The 22,538-nt window shown below is 70.1% G+C and carries 19 protein-coding genes; 4 read left to right on the top strand and 15 right to left on the bottom strand.

Annotated elements, in window-relative coordinates; genetic code table 11:
* Positions 1–127 precede the first annotated feature (127 nt).
* Together AB0I98_RS04555 and AB0I98_RS04550 are read right to left on the bottom strand one after the other, a co-directional pair.
* A complete protein-coding gene (locus tag AB0I98_RS04555) occupies positions 128–2,065 on the bottom strand; it encodes a glycogen debranching N-terminal domain-containing protein (protein WP_362935171.1) in 1,938 nt (645 codons plus the stop codon).
* A complete protein-coding gene (locus tag AB0I98_RS04550; RefSeq protein WP_362935168.1) occupies positions 2,062–3,564 on the bottom strand; it encodes a hypothetical protein in 1,503 nt (500 codons plus the stop codon). The genes AB0I98_RS04555 and AB0I98_RS04550 overlap by 4 nt, the downstream gene beginning before the upstream one ends.
* A 119-nt stretch (positions 3,565–3,683) precedes the next feature.
* Between AB0I98_RS04550 and AB0I98_RS04545 the strand changes: the two genes are divergently transcribed.
* The gene (locus AB0I98_RS04545; protein ID WP_362935165.1) at positions 3,684–4,880 is read left to right on the top strand and encodes an ROK family protein; all 1,197 of its coding nucleotides are present in this window, start codon (positions 3,684–3,686) and stop codon (positions 4,878–4,880) included.
* A 416-nt stretch (positions 4,881–5,296) separates the two neighbouring features.
* The gene (gene ppdK, locus AB0I98_RS04540) at positions 5,297–8,002 is read left to right on the top strand and encodes a pyruvate, phosphate dikinase (protein ID WP_362935162.1); all 2,706 of its coding nucleotides are present in this window, start codon (positions 5,297–5,299) and stop codon (positions 8,000–8,002) included.
* Between the two features lie 236 nt (positions 8,003–8,238).
* On the opposite strand, the gene AB0I98_RS04535 is transcribed toward ppdK, so the two are convergent.
* From AB0I98_RS04535 to AB0I98_RS04475, 13 genes are all read right to left on the bottom strand, one after another.
* Complete coding sequence (locus tag AB0I98_RS04535) at positions 8,239–8,649, bottom strand: VOC family protein (protein ID WP_362935159.1); 411 nt, start codon at positions 8,647–8,649, stop codon at positions 8,239–8,241.
* Positions 8,650–8,719: 70 nt separating this feature from the next.
* A complete protein-coding gene (locus tag AB0I98_RS04530; protein WP_362935156.1) occupies positions 8,720–9,130 on the bottom strand; it encodes an LAETG motif-containing sortase-dependent surface protein in 411 nt (136 codons plus the stop codon).
* A 271-nt stretch (positions 9,131–9,401) separates the two neighbouring features.
* Positions 9,402–9,917, bottom strand: a complete 516-nt coding sequence (locus tag AB0I98_RS04525) for an SRPBCC family protein (RefSeq protein WP_362935153.1) — start codon at positions 9,915–9,917, stop codon at positions 9,402–9,404.
* A 15-nt stretch (positions 9,918–9,932) separates the two neighbouring features.
* A complete protein-coding gene (locus tag AB0I98_RS04520; RefSeq protein ID WP_362935150.1) occupies positions 9,933–10,883 on the bottom strand; it encodes an alpha/beta hydrolase in 951 nt (316 codons plus the stop codon).
* A gap of 32 nt (positions 10,884–10,915) precedes the next feature.
* Positions 10,916–11,860 (bottom strand): NADP-dependent oxidoreductase, encoded by a 945-nt coding sequence (locus AB0I98_RS04515; protein ID WP_362935147.1) that lies wholly within the window; start codon positions 11,858–11,860, stop codon positions 10,916–10,918.
* A 283-nt stretch (positions 11,861–12,143) separates the two neighbouring features.
* Positions 12,144–13,022, bottom strand: a complete 879-nt coding sequence (locus AB0I98_RS04510; protein WP_362935144.1) for an LLM class flavin-dependent oxidoreductase — start codon at positions 13,020–13,022, stop codon at positions 12,144–12,146.
* 116 nt (positions 13,023–13,138) lie between these two features.
* Positions 13,139–13,606: a cupin domain-containing protein gene (locus tag AB0I98_RS04505; RefSeq protein WP_362935141.1), complete on the bottom strand. Its 468-nt coding sequence runs from the start codon at positions 13,604–13,606 to the stop codon at positions 13,139–13,141.
* A gap of 166 nt (positions 13,607–13,772) precedes the next feature.
* The gene (locus AB0I98_RS04500; RefSeq protein ID WP_362935138.1) at positions 13,773–14,687 is read right to left on the bottom strand and encodes an NADP-dependent oxidoreductase; all 915 of its coding nucleotides are present in this window, start codon (positions 14,685–14,687) and stop codon (positions 13,773–13,775) included.
* A gap of 324 nt (positions 14,688–15,011) precedes the next feature.
* Positions 15,012–15,836, bottom strand: coding sequence for a helix-turn-helix transcriptional regulator (locus AB0I98_RS04495; RefSeq protein WP_362935728.1), 825 nt, complete (start codon positions 15,834–15,836; stop codon positions 15,012–15,014).
* Positions 15,837–15,938: 102 nt separating this feature from the next.
* Positions 15,939–16,352: a VOC family protein gene (locus AB0I98_RS04490; RefSeq protein WP_362935135.1), complete on the bottom strand. Its 414-nt coding sequence runs from the start codon at positions 16,350–16,352 to the stop codon at positions 15,939–15,941.
* Positions 16,353–16,416: 64 nt separating this feature from the next.
* Positions 16,417–17,577, bottom strand: a complete 1,161-nt coding sequence (locus AB0I98_RS04485; RefSeq protein ID WP_362935132.1) for an alkaline phosphatase PhoX — start codon at positions 17,575–17,577, stop codon at positions 16,417–16,419.
* Between the two features lie 66 nt (positions 17,578–17,643).
* Positions 17,644–19,194, bottom strand: coding sequence for a HAMP domain-containing sensor histidine kinase (locus AB0I98_RS04480; protein WP_362935129.1), 1,551 nt, complete (start codon positions 19,192–19,194; stop codon positions 17,644–17,646).
* Positions 19,191–19,892, bottom strand: coding sequence for a response regulator transcription factor (locus tag AB0I98_RS04475; RefSeq protein WP_362935127.1), 702 nt, complete (start codon positions 19,890–19,892; stop codon positions 19,191–19,193). The genes AB0I98_RS04480 and AB0I98_RS04475 overlap by 4 nt, the downstream gene beginning before the upstream one ends.
* A gap of 285 nt (positions 19,893–20,177) precedes the next feature.
* Here AB0I98_RS04475 and AB0I98_RS04470 point away from each other — a divergent pair, with 285 nt between their 5' ends.
* Together AB0I98_RS04470 and AB0I98_RS04465 are read left to right on the top strand one after the other, a co-directional pair.
* Positions 20,178–20,783: a carbonic anhydrase gene (locus tag AB0I98_RS04470; RefSeq protein WP_362935124.1), complete on the top strand. Its 606-nt coding sequence runs from the start codon at positions 20,178–20,180 to the stop codon at positions 20,781–20,783.
* Complete coding sequence (locus tag AB0I98_RS04465) at positions 20,780–22,513, top strand: SulP family inorganic anion transporter (protein ID WP_362935121.1); 1,734 nt, start codon at positions 20,780–20,782, stop codon at positions 22,511–22,513. The genes AB0I98_RS04470 and AB0I98_RS04465 overlap by 4 nt, the downstream gene beginning before the upstream one ends.
* The last annotated feature ends 25 nt before the right edge of the window (positions 22,514–22,538 follow it).

Below are 22,538 nucleotides of genomic sequence, written 5' to 3'. Positions count from 1 at the left end.
TCCTGCCCCGGCCCATGTTCAGCTATTTCGCCCAGTACTCGGCAAACACACGGCAAACAAGGCGCCCTATAGGGGCGCGGGGAACTGCGCGACCAGCCCCCACACACCCGCACCCGCAACACAAACCTCACGCGCCCCCAACAGCAGTCAACAGCGCCAATGGAGCCGCGGCTGACCGGGATTCCCGCACGCACGCATGCGGATACGGCACCGGCTCCCCATGGGTATCCCGCCCGTACCCGGCAAGCACCTCCGGCAACCGATGCCCGGTCGCCGCCGCCGCATCAACCAGCGCATGCGCCACCGTCCGGGCCTCGTCATGAAGCCCATACCGCGCGAGCCCCAACGTGATCAGCGCGTTGTCATGCGGCCACACAGACCCCCGGTGATACGACAGCGGATGGTACGCAGGCTGGCCGGAGGCCACCGTGCGGACGCCCCACCCGGAGAAGAAGTCCGGTTCCAGCAGCCGCCGGCCGACCATCGCGCCGTACTCCTTGTCGAGCAGCCCCGACCACAGCAGATGCCCGGCGTCGGAGGCGAGCGCGTCGACATGTCGGCCCTCGCCGTCGAGCGCGAGGGCGGGGAAGGAGCGGTCCCGCATCCAGAAGTCCCGCTGGAAACGGTCGCGGAGATCGCCCGCCGCCTGCTCCAGCAGCGCCGCATACACCTCGTCGTCCCACACCGTGCGGGCAAGCCACGCGGTGCGGCGCAGGGCGTCGTACGCATAACCCTGCGCCCCCGCCGCCATCACCGAGCCGGAGGCCCTCGTGCCGTCGGCGGAGCAGATCGCGCCGGGGGAGTCCTTCCAGTTCTGGTTGGCGAGGCCGCCCTGGTCGGCGCGGTAGACGAGGTAGCCGCGGGAGGTGAGGCCGCCGTGGTCCAGCATCCAGCCGATCGCCGCGCGGGCGTGCGGCTCGAGGCGACGGGCCAGCTCCGCGTCGCCCGTCTGCTCGACGTACGCGCCGAGCAGCACCAGGAACAGCGGCGTCGCATCCACCGACCCGTAGTAGCGCCCGTACGGCACCTGCCCGAAGTGCGCCAGCTCGCCGTGCCGTACCTCGTGCACGATCTTGCCGGGCTGGGCGACCGAGCCCGCGCCGGTCTCCGTCGCCTGGGCCGCGGCGAGCGCGGGGAGGGTGGCGGCGGCGAGCTGGGGGCGGTAGGGGAGGGCGAACAGGGACGTCAGGAGCGCGTCGCGGCCCAGCAGCGTCAGGAACCAGGGCGCTCCGGCCGCGGGAACCCGTACCTCCTCGCCGTCCAGGCCCGCCGCCGGGATCTGGAGCGAGGCCAGGTCGGCGAGGCCGCGCGCGCAGGCCGCGGCCAGCTCCGGCCAGCCGGTCGGGAAGGCCACGCCTTCGACGAACTCGCCCTCCATGGCCAGGAGTTGATCGGTCAGCGCGGCGGGGGAGCGGGGCACCCTGCGCGCCCGCTTGTCGCCGTGCGGGCGGGCCATGACCCGCAGGGACAGCTCCGCCGTGCCGTGCGGTTCCAGTTCCAGGGTCCAGACGAGGCGGCGCGCGCCCGTGCCCGTCTCCTCGACGCCGTCCGGCACCGGCTCGGCCGTCACCGTCGTCAGGGAGCGCCATTCGCCGCGCCGGTAGGTGAACTCCACGCCGCCGTCGAGGACTTGGCGGGTGCGGGTGGCGCCGGTCTTGGTGTAGGTGCGGTGGTCGGAGCGCAGCTCGAACTGGTCGGTGAAGTCGGCGTCCGCGGTGACCGCGAGGCGGACCGTCGTCGGCACCGGCCGGTTGCTGGTCACCCGCAATAACTCGACGAACGCGCCGTCCCCCACGGCCTGTTCACGGAAGATCGTGTACGCCGGTGGCTCCTGGCGGCCCCCGCGCGGGACCAGGACACAGCGCGCGGTGTCCCCGTCGGCGACGGGACTGAGGGCCTCGGGTACGGCCCCGTCGACCGTCAGCTGCCAGCGGCTGAGGTGCCGGGCGTCGCGCACGAACAAGCCGTCCGGGGATGTGCCGCCCCGTACGCCGCTGATGTCGCCGCCGTCGCCCACGGCGGCGAACGTCCCGCCGTGCACGAGCAGATGATGCCGGTCCGTCATCCCTGATCCCCTCCCTTGGTCGCCGCGCTGGCCATCACTGAGGTGCCGCTGACTGAGGTGCCGTTTACTGCGGTATCGCTGACTGAGGTGTCGCTGTGCAGCAGGTCGAGCGTGAGCGCGGCGGTCCAGCCGAAGCCGGTGGCTCCGCAGGCCTCGCCGGTGTACGGGTCGACGTACTCCGCGAAGTCGGACGTGTCGGCCAGCTCCAGCACCGCCTCGCGCAGCGCACCGGCGCGCTCCCGCTCGCCGTACATCCGCAGCCCGCGCTCCAGCAGCCAGCTCGTGTTGAACCACGCCGGGCCGCGCCAGTAGCGGTGCCGGTCGAAGGCCTCGCCGAGGAGGTCGTACGACGGGACGAGGCGGGTCGTGTCGCCCAGGCCGAAGTGCGGTCCGCTCGCCGTGCGGACGAGGGCGGCGGCGATGTCGCGCGGGAGGCCGGGCAGGAGGAGCGGGACGAGGCCGGAGACACCGCGCTCGGGGATCAGGCCGCCGCGCAGGGCCCGCCCTGGCTCCCCGCCCCGCAGATCCCGGCCGGACTCTCCGCCCCGCAGATCCCGGCAGAAGAACATGCCCCGCGCCGGGTCCCACAGCCGGTCCACCAGCGCCGCCGTCAGCCGTTCCGCGCGTGCGTGCCGGGCTGTCCCCGTCGCCCCCAGCTCGTGGGCGATGCGGGCGAGGGCGTGTTCGGAGGCGATGAGCAGGGCGTTGAACGCGGGGTCCTCCACCGCGAAGTCGCCGGCCCCGTCGGCGTACCCCCGGTCCCGGTAGTCCGTCGCCAGCCGCACATACCGCCCGTAGTCCAGATCCGTCGGCCGGTCCTCGGCCGCCCCGTGGTCGAGGTCGGCGCGGCGGAAGGAGCGGGCCGGGGCGGGCGTGATGCGGCTCAGCGGCGCGTCCCAGGCGGGGGAGTTGTCCATGCCCTGCTCCCACGGGTGCACGACGGACGCGAGACCGCCGCCGCCCAGGTCCCGCCGGTGCAGCAGATAGCGGTGCCAGGCGGCCAGCCGGGGATACACCCGGGAGAGGAAGCCGCGTGCGCGGGACAGGCCGGGGTCGGCGCAGTGCACCAGCCACGCCGCGAGCGCGTGCACGGGTGGCTGCACGATGCCGGACGTCTGTACGGTGCGCGGGGCGCCCGCAGCGCGCCCCGCGGTCGAGGAGCGCCAGAAGTCGGGGCTCGGGAAGTAGGCGTCGAGCGGTACGGAGGGGTTGAAGACGATGTGCGGGATCCGGCCGTCGCCCCACTGGGCGTCGAGCAGCGTGTCCAGCTCCGTCTGCGCCCGTAACGGCGAGATGTGCCGCAGGCCGATCGCGATGAACGCGGAGTCCCAGGACCACTGGTGCGGATACAGGCTGCGCGAGGGCACCGTGTTGGTGCCGGTCCAGTTGGTCTCCAGCACCCGCGCGGCCCTGAGGTGCAGCGATGGTTTCGTGAGGGGCGGATCGTATACGAGCTCACGCTCGGTGCGGCGTGCTGTGAGTTGGGCAGTGCGATCCACTCGGGGCTCCCCGAAGACGTCCGGCCGACCGGTTCGGCAGTGGCTACCGTAGAGTTACGTCTATTTAACACGCAAAACTCAATATGTAATGCAAGCTTGAGAAACACAAGGGGGTGTGCATGGCCGGTCGGACTCAGGCGAGCGCCGGAGAGCTGCTGGAACTGGTGCGCAGCGGCCGTGCGACGACCCGTGGTGCGCTCCAACAAGTGACGGGTCTCTCACGCGCGACCGTCGGCCAGCGTCTCGACCGCCTCTTCCGCGCGGGCTGGCTGCGCGAGGGCGCCGGCGGCCCGGTCGACTCTCCGCTCGGCGGGCGCCCCTCGATCACCCTCGAATTCGACGACGAGCACGCCGTCGTCCTCGCCGCCGACCTGGACACCCGGCACGCCCGCGCCGCCGTCCTCTCGCTCACCGGCGAGATCCTCGCCGAGCACTCCGGCACGCTGGTCGTCGAGGACGGCCCGGACGCCGTACTCGGCGACCTCGGCCACTGGTTCGCCGAGCTGCTGGAGAAGGCCGGTCACCGGGCCGACGAGGTCTGCGGCATCGGGCTCGCGGTGCCCGGCCCCGTCGACAGCGACACCGGCCGCGTCGTCCAGCCGCCGATCATGCCCGGCTGGGACGGCTACGACATACGGGGCCGCCTCGCCCGAGCCTTCACCGAGCACACGGGCGCCGCACCCGTCCCCGTCCTCGTCGACAACGACGCGAACCTCATGGCGTACGGCGAACAGCGCACCGGATACCCGGGCTGCTCGGCCTTCGTGCTGGTCAAGGTGTCCACCGGTATCGGCGCGGGCGTCGTCGTCGACGGCTCGGTCTACCGGGGCATCGACGGGGGCGCGGGCGACCTCGGGCATATCCGGGTGGGCGCGGAGGCGCTGTGCCGGTGCGGTTCGTACGGCTGTCTGGCCGCCGTCGCGAGCGGTGGCGCCGTGGCCCGGCGGCTGGCGGAGACCGGGGTGCCGGCCGCGTCCGGCTCGGACGTACGGGATCTGCTGGCGGCCGGGCATACGGAGGCGGCGGCGCTCGCGCGGGAGGCCGGGCGGGCGGTCGGGGACGTACTGGCGACGGTCGTGACGCTGCTGAACCCCGGGGTTCTGATGATCGCAGGGGATTTGGCCGGAACTCCCTTCCTCACGGGCGTACGGGAGCTGCTGTACCAGCGGGCGCTGCCCCGGTCCACCGCTCATCTGGAGGTCGTGACCTCGCGGCTCGGGGAGCGGGCCGGGCTGGTGGGGGCGGGGGCGCTGGTCGTCGAGTATCTGTATGCGCCGGAGCGGGTGGAGGAGCGGTTGCTGGCGCTCGGCGTGTAAGCAGCACGTTTCGGTCCGGATACCTGTCCGCGGGTCGTCCGCATGGTGAAATTCCGTCGCCTGTGGCAGCGTGATTCTCGCCACCCTTGATAAGGGTTGCGCTCAGATGAGCGGATCTTGAGCGACTGCACTTCTCCAAGGGGTGGCACTGAGTGCCACCCCTTGATCGTTCATCGATCGAAATCAGACGTGCCGAGAGCCGCTCAGGTGAGCGAAAAGAACGACCTGCGGGACTGGGCCCGTTCAAGAAGTGAACACATGGCCGGGCTATTCCTTGCCAAGCCTTGACTTTCGATCCTGTGGCGGACGGCTGGTTACAGGCTCATGACGCACAAGTGGACGTACCCAGGCGCCTTCGAACTGGGTATGTTCCTCGCCGTCAGGGCAGCCACCGCGTCCTCGAGGAGTTGGGACCCGTGTCGGAAAATCAAAAGTTCGTTTACGACTTCACCGAGGGCAACAAGGAGCTCAAGGACCTCCTCGGCGGAAAGGGTGCGAACCTCGCCGAGATGACCAATCTGGGTCTTCCCGTCCCTCCGGGCTTCACCATCACCACCGAGGCCTGCAAGGTCTACCTCGACAGCGGCGAGGAGCCGGTGGCACTGCGTGACGAGGTGAGTGCGCACCTCGACGCCCTCGAAGCGACCATGGGCAAGAAGCTCGGACAGGCCGATAACCCCCTCCTCGTATCGGTACGTTCCGGGGCGAAGTTCTCGATGCCCGGCATGATGGACACGGTCCTCAACATCGGTCTCTCCGACAAGTCCGTGCAGGGCCTCGCCAAGCAGGCCGGCGACGACCGGTTCGCCTGGGACTCCTACCGCCGCCTCATCCAGATGTTCGGCAAGACCGTCCTCGGCGTCGACGGCGACCTCTTCGAGGACGCGCTGGAGAAGGCCAAGGAGGCCAAGAAGGTCACGGTCGACACCGAGCTGGAGGCCGCCGACCTCAAGAAGCTGGTCACCCGCTTCAAGAAGATCGTCAAGACCGAGGCCGGCCGGGACTTCCCGCAGGACCCGCGCGAGCAGATGGACCTCGCCATCCACGCCGTCTTCGACTCCTGGAACACCGACCGCGCCAAGCTGTACCGCCGCCAGGAGCGCATCCCCGGTGACCTGGGCACCGCGGTCAACATCTGCTCGATGGTCTTCGGCAACCTCGGCCCGGACTCGGGTACGGGTGTGGCCTTCACCCGCGACCCCGCCTCCGGCCACCAGGGCGTGTACGGCGACTACCTGCAGAACGCCCAGGGCGAGGACGTGGTCGCGGGCATCCGTAACACCGTCCCGCTCGCGCAGTTGGAGACGATCGACAAGAAGTCGTACGACCAGCTGATGCAGATCATGGAGACCTTGGAGAACCACTACAAGGATCTCTGCGACATCGAGTTCACCATCGAGCGCGGGCAGTTGTGGATGCTCCAGACGCGCGTGGGCAAGCGGACGGCGGGCGCGGCCTTCCGTATCGCGACCCAGCTGGTGGACCAGGGGCTGATCGACGAGGCCGAGGCTCTTCAGCGCGTCACGGGCGCGCAGCTCGCGCAGCTGATGTTCCCGCGCTTCGACGAGGACACCAAGGTCGAGACGGTCGGCCGGGGCATCGCGGCCTCGCCGGGTGCGGCGGTCGGCAAGGCGGTCTTCGACTCGTACACCGCCGTAAAGTGGTCGCGTTCGGGGGAGAAGGTGATCCTGGTCCGCCGGGAAACCAACCCCGACGACCTGGACGGCATGATCGCGGCGGAGGGCATCCTGACCTCGCGCGGCGGCAAGACCTCGCACGCGGCCGTCGTGGCGCGCGGCATGGGCAAGACGTGCGTGTGCGGCGCGGAGGAGCTCGAGGTCGACACCAAGCGGCGCCGGATGACGGTGCCGGGTGGTCACGTGGTCGAGGAAGGCGACGTGATCTCGATCGACGGTTCGTCCGGCAAGGTCTACCTGGGCGAGGTCCCGGTGGTCCCGTCCCCCGTCGTGGAGTACTTCGAGGGCCGGATGCACGCCGGCGCCAACGACGCCGACGAACTGGTCGAGGCCGTGCACCGGATCATGGCGTTCGCCGACCGCAAGCGGAGGCTGCGGGTGCGGGCCAACGCGGACAACGCGGAGGACGCGCTGCGGGCGCGGAGGTTCGGCGCGCAGGGTATTGGCCTCTGCCGTACGGAGCACATGTTCCTCGGCGACCGCCGCGAACTGGTGGAGCGGCTGATCCTGGCCGACACGGAGACGGAGCGCGAGGAGTCCCTGAAGGCCCTTCTCCCGCTCCAGAAGCAGGACTTCGTGGAGCTGTTCTCGGCGATGGACGGCCTCCCGGTGACGATCCGTCTCCTCGACCCCCCGCTGCACGAGTTCCTTCCCGACATCACCGAGCTGTCGGTCCGCGTGGCGCTCGCCGAGTCCCGCCAGGAGCCGCACGAGAACGAACTGCGCCTGCTCCAGGCGGTCCACCGCCTGCACGAGCAGAACCCGATGCTGGGTCTGCGCGGTGTGCGCCTGGGCCTTGTGATCCCCGGCCTGTTCACCATGCAGGTACGGGCGATCGCCGAAGCCGCGGCCGAGCGCAAGAACGCCAAGGGCGACCCGCGCGCCGAGATCATGATCCCGCTCGTCGGCACGGTCCAGGAGCTGGAGATCGTCCGCGAGGAGGCCGACCAGGTCGTCGCGGAGGTGGAGGCGGCGACGGGCACGGAGCTCAAGCTGGCGATCGGCACGATGATCGAGCTGCCGCGTGCCGCGCTGACGGCGGGCCAGATCGCGGAGGCGGCGGAGTTCTTCAGCTTCGGCACGAACGACCTGACCCAGACGGTGTGGGGCTTCAGCCGGGACGACGTGGAGGCCTCGTTCTTCACGGCGTACCTGGAGAAGGGCATCTTCGGAGTGTCGCCCTTCGAGACGATCGACAGGGACGGCGTGGGTTCACTGGTGAAGCTGGCCGCCGAGGCGGGCCGTGCGACCCGCCCCGACCTCAAGCTCGGCGTCTGCGGCGAGCACGGCGGCGACCCGGAGTCCGTCCACTTCTTCCACGAGGTGGGCCTGGACTACGTCTCCTGCTCCCCGTTCCGCATCCCGGTGGCGCGCCTTGAGGCGGGGCGGGCGGCGTCTCAGTCCCAGGGCAGCGATCACCGGTAGCGCTCCGCGGGACGTGGCGGGTAGGCCGTCGGTCGTCTACGGCGCCGTTGTGGCTGGTCGCGCAGTTCCCCGCGCCCCTTCGGGGCGCGGCCGAACTGTAGTCGACATGGCCCGACGCGCTTAGCCAACAAACCCCGGAGCCGTCGTTCGTCCCCGACCCTCACCGATGGGCGGCGGCTCCGGCGCACGACGAGAGGGCGGCACCCCGTGCGGGGGGAGCCGCCCTCTCGCCCTTCCTATTCCCCTTCGCCCAGGTCGGTGAAGAGGGTCAGCTGGAGCGCACCCGGCGCTTCCAGCCGGGAGTTCAGCGAATTCCACGGCGTCTGTGTCGGCTCGGCGACCACCTCCGCACCGGCGGCGGCCAGCTTCGCCGTGACGGCGGCGGAGTCACCCACCTGGAACGCCACCCGGATATGCCCGGCCACCCGCCGCCCGACCTCCACGTCATCAATGAACGCCGCATGTTGCGGATCGGTCAGCTCCAGCGTGGCCCGCCCGGCATCAAGGATCGTGACGCGTCCGCCGGGTGAGGAGAACGCGGCCTGTTCGGTCAGGCCGAGAACGTCGCGGTAGAAGTGCAGGGCGGCGTCGTAGTCGTCCGCTGTGACGACGAGGCGGAGTTCACGGACGGCGGGTTCGTCGGACATCTCGGCCTGCTCCTTGAAGATCGCGGATACGTTCTCGTCAACTCGCCGACAGACGCGCCGATTCCGCGGATCAGCTGGCCTCGCGACGCCGACGTACCACAACCAGCAGTCCGCCCCCGGCGAGGAGAACGGCGGCACCGCCACCCGCGAGGTACGGCGTGGCGCTGTTGCCGCCGGTCGCCGCGAGGTCGGTGTCGTCCTGCCCCGCAGCGTCGTCGGCGCCGTCGGTGCTGTCGGTGCCCTCGTCCTCGGCGGGGACGAAGCCCGCGGGCGGGTTGTCGCAGCCGATGCCGTCCTGGTCGCGGTCCAGGTGCTCCCCGTAGTGCTCGTCGCCCTCCTTGATGTTGGAGTACCCGTTCTCGTACGCCTCGGAGCAGTTCTCGAACGGGTGATTGCCGTCATGCGCCTCGGCAGTGACAGGCAGAGCGGCCAGCGCCAGCGCGGCGACAGCCACGGCGGCAGGTCTGCGGAACAGCTTCATGGAGAGAGCCCCCTCAATGTGCGCGGATATCCATACGCCTGATCACACAGAGGCAATCGGCCGGATATGAGGTGACGAAAGTATTGGGGGGCTGCTGATGCCGCGGCGAAATGCCGGACCCGTGATGCGAACGTGACGTGACCGGACGGTAGCTCTCCGCTCATGGACTCGGGTTCTGTAAACCCGACGCGTCACCGCCGGGCTCACGTTCGGACCGGTGGAGGCCCCGCACTACGTCCGGGACGCGACCTTCGCCTAGGCCCTGCCGCTCCTACGAGTTGTTCGCCTCCGATTCGATTGCTTGCAGGCACCTCTCGATGGCGGCCACCATGTATCGGCGCCAGAGTGGAGCGAAAGGACCGGCGAGAATCCAGCGACGCCCCGGAAGCGGCTTGAATTCGTATGTCCACCGAATGAGGGTGCCATCGCCGTCTGGATTGAAGTTCCATTCGCCCCGAACGCCGACCGCGAGTCGGGAAAGGATGTTCGTGAATCCCGTCAGCTGATACGCAAAACTCGAGCCTTCCGTGTACTCGGTCAACCGTTCGTCGGCCTGCGACCCGTCGTCGAACTGCGGGTTCCTGGTAGGGCCGACGTGATCCCATGCTTCGGTCTGGTTTGCCACACCCTTGACGCCGGGAAACGGAGCCACCCGGTGGAAAACGCTCGTCAGGTCGATGGGGACGATCAGCCGGAACGCGATGGCGGGCGCCACCGAGGTTCGCCGCTGAACTGTGATCGGAACAGTGTTGTCGGCTGAGGTGATGAGGAGCGGTATCGCAGACATCGATGTTCTCCTGCCTCAGATCGACTTGAGCACTCGGACCCGATCGGCGATGGCACGCCGCGCGACGTCGGTGTCGAAGGCGATGGAGTCGAACTCGTGCGGGACGCCGGGGTGAAGGTGGAACTCCACCGGCACGCCGGCGCGGCTGAGTTTGGTCGCGTAGGCGGTGTCCTCGTCGCGGAATACGTCGAGTTGGCCGACCTCGATGTAGGCCGGCGGCAGGCCGGTCGCATCCTCGAGACGGGCGGGAGCTGCCGTGGGCGGGACATCGGGGCCGCCGGCGGCCCCACCGAGCAGTGCCGGCCATGCGGTGCGGCTGTCGTCGTAGGACCACAGCAGGTAGGGCTCGATGTGCGGGTCGGGCGTGGTGGTGCGGTCGTCGAGCATCGGCATGAGCAGGATCTGCCGGGCGATCCGCGGGCCGCCGCGTTCCCGGGCGAGGATGGTCAGGGCGGCTGCCATGCCGCCTCCGGCGCTGTCGCCCATCACGCCGATGCGGTTGACGTCGACGTCCAGTTCGGCGGCGTGCTCCTGCAACCAGCGCAGCGCGGCGTAGGCGTCTTCGAGCGGTGTCGGGAAGGGGTGCTCGGGGGCGCGGCGGTACTCGACCGACAGCATCGGCACGCCGCTGGAGGACACGTAGCGGGAGACCGGGCCGTCGAACAGGTCGATGTGGCCGAAGATGTATCCGCCGCCGTGGAAGAACAGCACGGCGGGGCCGGGCTTGGCGCCGTCCTTGACGTACCAGCGCATTTTGATCTGTGTGCCGTCGTCTGCGGTCGTGTAGTGCTCGTGGGTCGTCACGTCGGCCGGGATCGGCTGCGCGGTTCCCGCGGCGCCGATGATCGGTTCCCACATGGCGCGGCGGCCCGCGATGTCGCCCACAGCCGGCGGCTTGGCCTCGGCCATCGCGCCGGCCATCGGGGCCAGCGCCTCGGCGATCTCGGGATCCAGGGACACAGTCATGGTCGTTTCCTTTCGAGGCTGGTCGCTCGGTGTCAGGCGGCGGGCGCGACGATGACGACCTTGCCGTGCAGCTCGCCCGTGGCGGCCTGGGCGTGGACTGTCGGCAGCTCCGCCAGCGGCACTCGCTGCGCGACGTCGACGCGCAGCTCACCGGAGTCGATCAGCGCCACCAGCCGCGACAACTGGTCGGCGTCGCTGCGGACGAACAGGTCGATGCCGCGCACGCCGCGCTGTTCGTCGCTGGGTGCCGGCATCCACACCGTGGTGTTCACCAGCACTCCACCGGGAGCGATCAGGGCGGGCAGCGCGGCCAGCTGCGACGGGTCGATCGGCGCGAGGTTGAGCACGACGTCGACCGGCCCGGTCACGGCCTCGGTCACCCCGGTGGTGGTGTGATCGATGATCTCGTCGGCGCCCGCCGTCTTGACCTGCTGGCTGCTGCGCGGGCCGGCGGTGGCTATCACGTACGCGCCGGCGTTCTTGGCCAGCTGAACGGCGTAGCCGCCGACCGCTCCGCCCGCGCCGTTGATCAGCACGCGCTGACCCGCCGTCAGCTTGGCGTGATCGAACAACGCCTGCCAAGCGGTGAGACCCACCAACGGCAGCGCGGCGGCATCGGGAAGCGGGACGCTCGCGGGCGCCGGCGTCAGAATCCCGGCCGGAGCCACCACGTACTCCGCGGCCGCGCCATCGCCGGCCATCGGCAGGGAACCGACGACCCGGTCGCCGACTTTGCGGTCGACCACACCCTCACCCAGCGCTTCGACCGTACCGGAGACGTCGATGCCGGGAGTGTGCGGCAGCGTCACCGGGATGGGGCCCTGCATGAAGCCCCCGCGGATGTTGCCGTCGACGCCGTTGAACGATGTCGCGGCGACCCGGACCAGAACCTGCCCGGCACCGGGGACGGGCTGCGCGACGTCCTCGTAACGCAGGACGCTCGGGTCGCCATACTTGTGGAAACGCACTGCCTTCATGGGAAAACCTCGTCTTTCGACATTTGGGGGGTGCTTCACATTCGATACAGCCGACGAGGCCTGATCGCCTACGACTGCTAGGAATTGGATCCCGTGCTCGACTGATCAAGCATCGCGTGAACCAGAACCCGGATGAAGGCCGTACTTATCCACGGACAAGTTGTCCGTGGCAAAGATGTGAGCGGCGGTGTGTCTCTCTTCAGATGCGCCGGGGACGTTCCTCGGGCACAAATGCGCGAAGGCGGCTCGCAGTGCCTCGTATCCGCGGTAGGAGGAGGCATGGTCAGGTCTTCCGTGCGAGCGCTTCGCGGACTGCTGGTACGACTTCGGCGGCGAACGCGTTGATCTGTCGGGTGTGGTCTCGTTCGGGCCAGATGACGAAACCGTTCATGCCGACGGTGCGCACGAGCGCGACAAGGTGCTCGGCCCACTGGGCGGCGGGCCCCTGGAACGGGCCGGCGGATCCCGGTTGGATGACACCGGAGATGTTGTAGACCCGGCGGATCGTGTCGGGATCTCGGCCCGCCAGCAGGGCTGCGTCGTCGATGCGGCGGACAGCCGTGGGCAGTGCGTCGAGTCCGAGGTAGGCATGCGAGGGAAGCCAGCCGTCCGCCTTCGCACCGGTCAGAGCCAGCGTGCGGGGCCCGTACGAGCCCAGCCACAGCCCCAGGCCGGGGGTCGGCGCCGGACCGGGGTGGACGCCGGCGAGCGAGTAGTGCTCGCCGTGCGTCCGCACACTGCGCTCGCCACTCCACATGGCCCGGATGACGGTGATCGCCTCTTCAAGCGCGTCGACGGCCTCTCTCGGCGTGCGACGGGAGCCGCCCATGGCCTCGATGGCTTCCCAGAAGGCGCCGGCACCCAGGCCGAGCTGGACCCGGGAGCCGGTCAGTCTGTCCAAGGTCGCCACAGCCTTCGCCAGCACCGCCGGCGGACGCAACGGCAGGGAACTGACCGTCGGGACGAGCGTGACATGTCGCGTCCGCGCGGCCAGGAAGGTGAGCAGTGTCCAGGTGTCGTCGAACGCCGCCTGATACGGATGGTCCTGGATGGTGAGAAGGTCAAGGCCGAGACTGTCGATGAGTAGTGCCTGCTCACCGGAGCGGCCGACGGGGAGAGCGTTCGGATCTACGTTCGCGCCGAACAGGACAGGAAGGGGCATGAAAGTCTCCTGAGCAACCGGCGCTTGCTTGACGTCGGCCGCGGTCGTCGGGAGCGGGCAAAGGGAACGGGTAGGTGACGGCTGTTCCGGCACGGGCACTCGGGTCCGTGAGCGGTTCAGCGCGGCGGGCCGAGGATGACGCCGCCGTAGAGTTCGGATGCTTCCGCCAGGAGGGATATGGGGATCTCGAAGCCGTCGGGGCGCGGGGTGGTGAGGTCGCGTCCGGCGTGGCGGAACATGCCCTCGATGCCGCCGGGCGTGGCGATCATCAGGAGGTCGGCGCGGTCGGAGGTGATGCGGTAGGCGTGCGGGACGTTGCGGGGCAGGTACACGATGCCGCCTTCGCGCAGTTCGTGCTCCTCCTCCCCTGACCAGACCAGGGCCGTGCCCTTGACCAGCATGAACACCTCGTCCTCGCGGGTGTGCAGGTGTAACGGCGGGGCTTCGCCCTTGGCGACGTCGAAGCGGCCCACGGTCAGCTTGCCCTCGGTGGCTTCCTTGTCGAGCAGCACGGAGAACGTTCCCCCGTCGAGCCATTCGAGCTTCTGCTGCTGCTCGGGCCGCGCCAGATAAGCCATCGTCATGAGAAGTCCTTTCTTGGAGTTCGGCGGGAAACTGGTCCGGCCCGCCCCTCGTAGGCAGAGCCGCTGCCGAGAGGGCAGCAGCGGGGTGGCGCCGTCGAAGAGGGTGCGGTCTGGACGCACGGGGCCCGGCCCGGCAGGCGTGCGGGCCGACTCGTGCGAGAGGGGGTCAGTCGACGGTGAGGACGAGCTTTCCGCGGTTGTGGCCGGCGTCGCTGGTCTGCTGGGCCTTGGCCGCGTCGGCGAGCGGGTAGGTCGCACCGACCGTGGTCACCAGCGCGCCGTTGGCGGCCTGCTGGGCGAGTTCGGCCAGCCGGGCGGCCGAGCGCCGCGCCGGGCCCTCGGCGAAGACGACGCCGAGTTCGCGGGCCCGGAAGTCGGCGGTGGTGACGATCCGGTCGGTGCCGCCGCGCAAGGTGATGGAGTCCTCCAGCGCGCCCTTGCCCGCGGCGTCGAGCACGGCGTCCACGCCGCTCGGGGCGAGAGCGCGGACCCGCTCGACCAGGCCCGGTCCGTAGACCAGCGCGGTGGCGCCCAGCGAGATCACGTAATCCTGGTTGGCCGGGCCGGCGGTGCCGATGACGCGGGCGCCGCGAGCGACGGCGAGTTGGACGGCGACGGTGCCGAGTGCGCCGGACGCGCCGTGGATCAGCAGGGTCTCGCCGGCCTTGACGTCGAGCAGGTCCAGGACCCGGTCGGCACCGTCGCTCGCCACCGGCAGCGCGGCGGCGTGCGTCCAGTCCAGGCCGGCCGGCTTGGGGGCGAGGACGGCCGCGGTGGCCAGTGCGTACTGGGCGTAGGCGCCGGTGTCGGACCAGCCCAGCACCTCGTCGCCCACCTTCAGCCGGTCGACGCCTTCGCCGAGGGCGTCGACGACCCCGGCGATCTCCCCGCCGGGGACGGCGGGCAGCGTGGTGGGGAAGATGGCCTCCATGATCCCGGAGCGGATTTTTCCGTCCACCGGGTTGACGCCGACCGCCCGGACACGGACGCGGACCTGGCCGGGGCCGGGCTCGGGGATCTCGGTCTCCGCCTCGTGCAGGACCTCGGTGCCGCCGAACGTATCGAAAACGATGGCCTTCATGACTGTTGTCTCCTTCGATGGTTGAGCCGATGACACTGGTTAAGTGGCTGGCCACATAAAACGTAGCACCAATTATGTGGCTAGCCAAGTATCTGGACAGGCATGCGCCCGATCTGACTCTGCGGAGCCTCGGGCCGCCTGCCCGAGAGAGCCTCTCGGGCAACGAGGGCGATCCCGTGTTCGACTGATCAAGCGTCGCGTGAACCGCCACCCGGATGAAGGCCGTACTTATCCACGGACAAGTTGTCCGTGGCAAACCACGCGAGGGGGAGGGATGGGTCGCTGCAGCGCGAACGCGGCGGGCGCGGCGGAGCGCCTGCTGGTCTAAGCGTCTACGGCTGTCAGGAGTTGAAGCTTTTCGTAACTCGGTGTGCCGGGTACGGCAGAGAAGACCAACAGTTCCTGGGCCTGGTCGGGGTCCACCAGCCGCTGGCAGTACAGCTCCATCTCGCCCAACTCCTCATGCCGGTAACGCTTGAGGTCCTGATGGTGGGTGACGTCGACCTCGTGCAACCGCCAGAGGTCGGCGAACTCGGGGCTGATCTCCAGCAGCGCTGCGACGATCTCGTCGGCCTTGCCCGTAGGGTCCGCCGTGTGCGCCGCCCGGATCTCCACGGTGAAGACCCTGCCTCGTAGGGCGTGGTCCTCGACGGGATAGAGCTCGCGCTGCGCTGGGTCGGTGAACCAGCGGTAGACCAAGTAGCGGGACAGTCCGCTGAACCGGGTGTAGTCACCCAGCAGAGCAACCGCCGGACGGGTCTGCAGCAGCGTTTCACCGAACCGGGACATCACCAACGCGGGCGTGTCCGAAAGCCGCTCCAAGATGCGCATCATGGTGGGGCTGACGTGATCCTCACGCAGTACCCGCCGCGGGGCAGAGTGCCCGGCGAGGTCGAAGAGGTAGTCCCGCTCACTGAGGCTGAGATGCAGCCCCCGGGCGAGCGCGGCGAGCACATGCTCGGACGGCACCGGACCACGCTGCTGCTCGATCCGGCTGTAGTAATCAACCGACATGCCGGCCAGCGCGGCCACCTCCTCACGCCTCAGCCCACCGGTACGACGCCGAGAGCCGCGGGGAAGTCCGACGTCCTCTGGTTGCAACACCTCCCGACGTGCCCGGAGAAAGTCGGCCAACAACGCCCGGTCCATCTCACCTCCGCGAACGAAACGCATGCCAAGAAGTGGCAGGTCGGTGCAATCCACCGTATCGGAGAAGGCGTTATCCGGAGCCGGATCATCCTGACTTGATCTTTAACTGTGGTCGGCGTCGAGCAACTCCCCATGCACATACGTCGTCTCGCGCGGCGCCACGCAGAACAGGTGGCCGGCGGGGTCGGTGAACACGCGGAACTGGTCGCCGCCGGGCTGGTGTTCCTGCAGGGTCGCGCCGAGTTCGTGGAGGCGGCGTTCCATGGTGGCCATGTCCTCGTCGATGGCGAATTCCAGGTGATGGCGGCGCGGGGCGGCCGGGTCCGGCCAGTGGGGCGGTTGTGGGTTGGCTGCCTGCTGGAAGTCGATGCGGACCTCACCGCCGTCCGGGACGAGCACGGCGAAGTCGCCTTCGTCGGAGACGGCCCGCTTGCCGCCGAGGAAGCCCTGGTAGAAGCGGGCCAGTGCCTCGGGGTCGGGGCAGTCGAGGGTCACGGCGAAGAAGGTCACGGTCATGGCAGAAGCCTAGGCACGTCGCGGGGGCGCCCGCACGGCACGGACGCCCCCAACGGACGGGCCGCTACGAGCGGAAGGGCCCCGTCACCTCGTACGTGATCCCACCGGACGAACTCCCGCTCGTCCCCCGCTGGCTGGAGAAGTACAGCCGGGTTCCGTCAGGTGAGAAGGCCGGGCCGGTGATCTCCGAGCCGGACTGGCCGTCGATGCGCAGGAACGGTGCGATGACGTCGTCCGGGGTGATCACGCAGATGTCCATGGAGCCGCCGTCCTCGGCGACGAAGAGGTCGCCGGAGGAGGAGCCGGTGATGTTGTCGACGCCGGTGAGGGGGGCCGTGCCCGAGGTCACCAGGGAGTCGTCGTACGCCAACTCGTAGGTGTTCGACGTCAGGTTGAGCTGCCAGACGCGGTTGTCGCCCTTCGTGGTGAACCACACCATGTCGTCGGCGTAGTGGCAGCCCTCGCCGCCGTTGAAGGACTTCGAGCCCGAGACCTGCGTGCGGGTGGACGTCGGGGAGCCGTCCGGGTCGGGGACGTTGGCCCAGGTGAAGGAGCCGGACGTACCCGACCCGGCGACCATGACCTGGAGGGTGCCGGAGGAGAGGTTGCCCCAAGTGGTCGGTACGAAGCGGTAGAAGCGGCCGTTCGACTCGTCCTCGGTCAGGTAGATGACCTTGCGCACGGGGTCGGCGGCCGCCGCCTCGTGCTTGAAGCGGCCCATGGCGTCGCGGCGCACGGCCGCGTTCACGCCCCACGGGTCGGTCTCGTAGACGTAGCCGAGGGACACCTCCTCGCAGGACAGCCAGGTGTTCCACGGGGTCTTGCCGCCCGCGCAGTTCTGACGGGTGCTGGACAGGATGCGGTACGCGCCCGTGATCGCGCCGGTCGACGAGAACTTCACCGCGCTCGCGCCGCCGGACGGGTTGATCTCCGAGTTGGATACGTAGATCCAGCCGCTGCCGTCGGCGTAACAGGCGCCGCCGTCGGGGGCGTTGTGCCAGGTGTACGACGTGCCGGGGACCGTCTGGCCGGAGCGGGCTATCACTCGGCTGGTGAAGCCGCTGGGGAGTCTGATGCCGCGGGCGTCCGGCGAGCCGAGCGCTCCGTACGGGCCGGTGCCGGGCTGCGCGGGCGCGGCGTACGCGGCGCCGCGCCACAGGGTTCCGCCGAAGACGGCGGAGGACCCGCCGAGGACGGCCGCACGCAGGACAGTACGACGTTCCACTCTCGCTCCAAGGGTGGCATGACCGCCCCGTCACCGATCGGCGACGGGGTCGTGCGGTCACGGAACCTATGGGCGCGGGTTACCGCCCTCGGGGACCCTGGGTTGACGTGTCATGGACAGGTTGTGACGGGGCTGTGCGGCGGCTGTGGTGGGCTCGGGCGCCCTTGCGATCAGACCGATCAGATCGATCACGGCGGGATGACCGCCCGCAGACGGGTCCGCGGAGGGCAGGCGGACCACCGCGTCGAGCCCTCCCGTCGCCGCGGCCTGCAGCCTCGCCTCGCCGCCGCTCGCGTGCGCGAGCCGTTGGACCAGCGAGAGCCCGAGGCCCGTACCGCCCTTGGGTGCGCCGGGCGCGCGCCAGAACCGGTCGAAGGCGCGGTGGCGCTGGTCCGGGGTCATGCCGGGGCCCTCGTCGGTGACGTGCAGGTCGACCCAGCAGGGGCGGCTGTCGCGCAGCGCCCGGCGGGCGGGCACCAGGAGCCGTAGCTCGATGGTCACCGTGCTGCCGGACGGGGAGGCCCGCAGGGCGTTGGACAGCAGATTGTCCAGGATCTGCTCGACGGCCCCGGGCACCGCGAGCACCGGGCCCACACTGCCGGCGAACAGCACCAGCGCGACCCCCTGCTGCTCGAACAACGCCCCCCAGGTCCGGTGCCGCTCCGCGCAGACCGCGCCCACGTCGACCGGCCCTGGAGTGACCGCGTCCTCCTCCAGCCGGGCCATCGCCAGCAGGCCCTCGACCATCCGGGACAACCGGTCCGTCTCGGTGACGGCGGCGGCGAGGCTGCCCTGGCCGCGCGCGGAGACGTTCGGCTCCAGGTTCTCCAGTCGCAGCCGCAGTGCCGCGAGCGGCGTCTTGAGCTGGTGCGAGGCCTCGCCCGCGAAGGCGTGCTGGGAGTCGAGGAGATGGGCGAGCCGGGCCGCCGTACGGTTGAACGCGGCGGCCAGCCTGCGTACTTCGGGCGGGCCCTTGGTGATCGTCACCGGCTCGGCGCAGCCGCCGTCCGCCAACGCATGCGTGGCCCGCTCCAGTTCACGGATGGGGCGGCCGGTCCAGCGGGCGATGCCGAAGCCCACCAGGGTGACCGCGGCGAGAACCCCGAGCCCTCCGAGAGCGAGCAGCAGCCACACATGGTGGACGCGCTCATGCACCGTCCGCGTGGGCACCGTGAGCCATACGGCACCCCGCGCCCCCTCCCCGACGGGCGCGGCGACGGAGAGGTATTCCACTCCGCCGATGGTCGACGTACGGACGTCCACCGTGGGCGTGCCCCGGAGCGCCGCCGCGATCCCGGGGCGGGTCGGCAGTGCGCGCACCGCCTGCCCGGTCAGCGGGTGCGAGGTGGCGAGCAGGGTGCCCGAGGCGTCCACGATCACCACCTTCCCGCCGACGCGTGCGGCGCAGTGCACCGCCCGGCCGGGCAGGTCCCGCTCGGCCCGCCCGGCCGCCACGGACAGCGCGGCATACGCGGACACCGACTCGGCCTCGTCCCTCGCCAGGCCCACCACCCGCTCCCGCTCGCCCCGCGAGTACACGAAGCCCAGCGGGACCTCCAGGCAGAGCAGCACCAGGGCGGCCAGGCTGAGATAGCTGAACAGCAGCCGACGTGTCATGTCGGCTCGTTCGGTTCGGTCTGCACCGCCAGCCGGAAGCCGATCCCGCGCAGGGTCTGGATCCACGCCGGGTGTCCCAACTTCCGCCGCAGCGCGGCGACATGGACGTCCAGGGTCTTGGTCGGGCCCTCGTAGTGCGGGTCCCACACCCGGTCGAGGATCTGCTGCCGGGAGTAGACGGCGCCCGGATCCTCGGTGAGCAGCGCCAGCAGCTCGAACTCCTTGGGAGTGAGGGGGATCTGCACCTCACCGACCCAGACCTGGCGGGTACGGCGGTCCACCACGAGCGGGCCGGGCGCGTACCCGGGCTCCGGCGCCGGTTCCGGCGCGGGCTCCTGCGTGCGCTGCGTCCGCCGGGTCACCGCCCGCACCCGCGCCACCAACTCCCGTACGCTGAACGGCTTCGCGAGATAGTCGTCGGCACCCAGCTCCAGGCCCAGCACACGGTCGGCCTCCTCGCCGCGCGCGCTGAGGATGACGATGGGGACGTCGGAGGTCTGCCGGATGCCCCGGCAGACGTCGATGCCGTCCATGTCCGGCAGCCCCAGATCGAGCAGGACCACATCGCCGTACGGACCTCTCAGACCCTCGGTGCCGGTGGCGACGCGATCGACCGTCAGCCCGAAGTGCCCGAGCCCCTCGGCGAGCGGCTCGGCGATCGTCTCGTCGTCCTCGATGAGCAACACGCGTAGGCCCATAGGTCCCGTCTCTCCGTGAATCCGGACAACAACACGACAATGCGTATGACGTGCCGTGGAGTTGACACGTTACGAGGGATGTCAACCGTGCGTCGAGCGAATGCGGCTCAGTGTGACCAGCCGCTCAGAAAGCGTTTGTCCGCTGCCATTTCCGCGCGCGTCACCGGCCCCGGGACAAAGAATGTCCGGCTGCTGGCCGGGCTCTGGTGTTCGCTTAACCTTCCTCTGGCCATCGCCCCTCTACGGTGTCGTGCACTGACCGAACTCCCAGTAGAGGAGGCATCGTTGAAGGCGTTGCTGGACCGTGCCCGCTCGTTCAAACGGCGCGTGGATTTCGAGAGCGTCGATTACCGGAAACTGGCCGAGGGGCAAAATCCCGAGGCCCTCTTCATTACCTGCTCGGACTCCCGGGTCATACCGGCGCTCATCACCGGAGCCCGCCCCGGAGAGATATTCGAGTTGCGCAACGCGGGCAATATCGTGCCGTCGTACGGGCAGCACGGCGCCGGTGGCGAGGCCGCCACCGTCGAATACGCGCTGGAGGTGCTCGGAGTTCAGGACATCGTGGTGTGCGGTCACTCACACTGCGGAGCCATGGGCGCGCTCATGTCCGGCGAGGACCTGACCGCACTGCCGGGCGTGGACGCCTGGCTCCGCACGGCCCGCCCCGAGCTGGCGCCGGTGCTGGCCGGCCCGTCCGACGACCCGTCACTGCCGGAGGTGGCGCAGCGCAACGTCGTCAACCAGCTTGCCGCGCTCCGGAGTTACCCGGTAGTGCGGCAACGGCTCGACGCGGGCCGGCTGCGGCTGCACGGCTGGTACTACGAGGTAGACACAGGCCGGGTGGCCGAACTGCACGACGACGGCCACTTCCGGGTGCACGCCGCATGAGCGGCGCACACGCACGGAGCCGAAAACCGACGGCGCGGGGCAGCGCCCCGAAGGGGCGCGGGGAACTGCGCGACCAGCCACAACGAACCCGCACCCGACCGACAACACCCAAGGGCAACCCCAGCGGACCGCTCAGCACCGAGATCACCGCATCCCTGGTCGTCTTCCTGGTCGCCCTCCCCCTCTGCATCGGCGTCGCAGTCGCATCCGGCGTGCCCCCCGAGCTAGGCATCATCTCCGGCGTCATCGGCGGCCTGGTGGTGGGCGCAATCCGAGGCAGCACACTCCAGGTCAGCGGCCCCGCCGCAGGCCTGGCCGCACTGGTCGCGGAGACCGTCGCGGAGCACGGCGTGGCCATGCTCGGCGTGATCGTCCTGTGCTCCGGGCTGCTTCAGATCATCCTCGGCCTGGTACGCCTCGGCCGGTTGTTCCAGGCGATCTCCCTCGCCGTCATCCAGGGCATGCTGGCCGGCATCGGACTGCCGCTGATGTTCAGTCAGGCCTATCCGATGGCAGACGCCAAGGCCCCCGGCACCCCGATCGAGAACATGGCCGGCATCCCGGGGCTGCTAGGCGACATCCTGACGGACCGGCAGGCGATGACCGCCGCCCTGCTCGGGGTCGTCACCATCGCGCTCAGCTTCCTGTGGAAGAAGGTGCCGGGGCCCCTGCGGAAGATCCCGGCCGCTCTGATCGCCGTGGGCATCGGCATCGCGGTCGCCGCACTGCCCGGCGTCGATGTGAAGACCCTTCAGGTCGGCAGCCTGCTCGACTCCGTGCGACCGCCGGGCGGCGAGCAGTTCGCGGGCCTCGCCGACGCGGCGATCATCACGTCCGTCCTCACCTTCACGGTCATCGCCTCCGCGGAGAGCCTGTTCACCGCGGCGGCCGTGGACCGTATGCACAGCGGCCCGCGCACCCGCTACAACACCGAGCTCATGGCGCAGGGCGCGGGCAACACCGTCGCCGGCCTGCTGGGCGCGCTCCCGATCACCGCGGTCGTCGCCCGCAGCTCGGCGAACGTCCAGGCCGGCGCGAAGACCCGGCTCTCCCGCACCCTGCACGGCCTGTGGCTGCTCGCGTTCGCGCTGCTGGTGCCGCAGGTCCTCGCCCTGATCCCGGTCTCGGTGCTCGCCGGGGTCCTCGTGCACAGCGGCTGGAAGCTGTTCGCGCCCGAGGAGTTCCCGAAGATGTGGCGGCAGGACCGGGGCGAGTTCGTGGTGATGACGGTGACCACGCTGGTGATCGTGGCGACCGCGCTGCTCGAAGGCGTGATCGTCGGACTCGGCGCCGGGATCGTGCTGGCCGCGCTGCGCATGTCGCAGACGGTGATCCGGCAGCACATCGAGGAGGACACCGCCAAGGTCGTCATGGCCGGCAACGCCACCTTCCTGCGGCTGCCGCAGGTCATCGAGGCGCTGGAGGCCGCCGCCGCGTCGGGCAGGCCGCGGATCCGGCTCGACCTGACCGGCGTGACCCATCTGGACCATGCCTGCCGCAATCAGATCGAGGAGTTCACCGCCCAGCAGCGGGGGACGGGCATACGGGTGGAACTGCTGATGCCGGGCCCGGTGAGAGGGGCAGACCCCGCTCCCACTCCCACCAAACCCGCCCTCGCCGACGCCGACACGGCCGCGCTGCCCGCCCCGGGCCCCGGAGCCGAATGGTTCTACCTGGACACGCGCCCCCTTCCGGCCGATTACGCCGACCGCCCGCCGCTCGTAGGCTGAGCCCCAGCCGTCAGCGGAGGGAGCT

It is taken from the genome of Streptomyces sp. NPDC050211, assembly GCF_040656035.1.
In the GTDB taxonomy this organism is placed as follows: Bacteria; Actinomycetota; Actinomycetes; order Streptomycetales; family Streptomycetaceae; genus Streptomyces.
Note: the sequence above shows the minus strand (reverse complement) of the source record. Positions and strands in the feature narration are given on the sequence as shown.

Bases quoted from the DNA above. Each gene is read 5' to 3' on its own strand.
- AB0I98_RS04500 (WP_362935138.1), bottom strand. From the start codon at position 14,687: ATGAAGGCCATCGTTTTCGATACGTTCGGCGGCACCGAGGTCCTGCAC.
- AB0I98_RS04530 (WP_362935156.1), bottom strand. From the start codon at position 9,130: ATGAAGCTGTTCCGCAGACCTGCCGCCGTGGCTGTCGCCGCGCTGGCG.
- AB0I98_RS04535 (WP_362935159.1), bottom strand. From the start codon at position 8,649: ATGTCCGACGAACCCGCCGTCCGTGAACTCCGCCTCGTCGTCACAGCG.
- AB0I98_RS04510 (WP_362935144.1), bottom strand. From the start codon at position 13,022: ATGCCCCTTCCTGTCCTGTTCGGCGCGAACGTAGATCCGAACGCTCTC.
- AB0I98_RS04475 (WP_362935127.1), bottom strand. From the start codon at position 19,892: ATGGGCCTACGCGTGTTGCTCATCGAGGACGACGAGACGATCGCCGAG.
- AB0I98_RS04465 (WP_362935121.1), top strand. From the start codon at position 20,780: ATGAGCGGCGCACACGCACGGAGCCGAAAACCGACGGCGCGGGGCAGC.
- AB0I98_RS04520 (WP_362935150.1), bottom strand. From the start codon at position 10,883: ATGACTGTGTCCCTGGATCCCGAGATCGCCGAGGCGCTGGCCCCGATG.
- AB0I98_RS04545 (WP_362935165.1), top strand. From the start codon at position 3,684: ATGGCCGGTCGGACTCAGGCGAGCGCCGGAGAGCTGCTGGAACTGGTG.
- AB0I98_RS04490 (WP_362935135.1), bottom strand. From the start codon at position 16,352: ATGACCGTGACCTTCTTCGCCGTGACCCTCGACTGCCCCGACCCCGAG.
- AB0I98_RS04480 (WP_362935129.1), bottom strand. From the start codon at position 19,194: ATGACACGTCGGCTGCTGTTCAGCTATCTCAGCCTGGCCGCCCTGGTG.
- AB0I98_RS04495 (WP_362935728.1), bottom strand. From the start codon at position 15,836: ATGGACCGGGCGTTGTTGGCCGACTTTCTCCGGGCACGTCGGGAGGTG.
- AB0I98_RS04505 (WP_362935141.1), bottom strand. From the start codon at position 13,606: ATGACGATGGCTTATCTGGCGCGGCCCGAGCAGCAGCAGAAGCTCGAA.
- AB0I98_RS04555 (WP_362935171.1), bottom strand. From the start codon at position 2,065: ATGACGGACCGGCATCATCTGCTCGTGCACGGCGGGACGTTCGCCGCC.
- AB0I98_RS04515 (WP_362935147.1), bottom strand. From the start codon at position 11,860: ATGAAGGCAGTGCGTTTCCACAAGTATGGCGACCCGAGCGTCCTGCGT.
- AB0I98_RS04525 (WP_362935153.1), bottom strand. From the start codon at position 9,917: ATGTCTGCGATACCGCTCCTCATCACCTCAGCCGACAACACTGTTCCG.